The organism is Brevundimonas sp. UBA2416 (assembly GCF_002343105.1).
In the GTDB taxonomy this organism is placed as follows: Bacteria; Pseudomonadota; Alphaproteobacteria; order Caulobacterales; family Caulobacteraceae; genus Brevundimonas.
The window spans coordinates 397-724 of the sequence record NZ_DDRM01000027.1 but is presented as its reverse complement, the minus strand read 5'-3'; the positions used below and the strand labels follow the sequence as shown (position 1 = coordinate 724).

General features: G+C 67.1%; 1 pseudogene. It reads left to right on the top strand.

The features are described from left to right. Window positions 1–328 (top strand): annotated as a pseudogene (locus B3E43_RS09110) (hypothetical protein); the annotation flags it as partial.

Below are 328 nucleotides of genomic sequence, written 5' to 3'. Positions count from 1 at the left end.
CTTCTGCTGGAAGGGCTTCCTCTATTACAAATGGATCCTGACCAGTCTCAGGGCGGAGGTCGCCGGCGTCGCCGACGCGGTTCAGACCGTAAAGCCGATCGGCAAGCTGGACCGTGAGGCGCGCGCCTGGCTGGATCGCGGGCGGGCCGTGCTGCGGGACCGGATCATAGAGACCTGCAACGAGGCGGGTCGCACCCTGGCCATCTACGACACGGCCTATGCCGGGCTCACCGACGAGGGACGGCCGGTGGCTTTCCGTGATTTCCTGCTCAACGCGCCCCGCCTGTTTGCGCGCCTGGGCGACCAGCTCGGCGCCATCCAGCACATC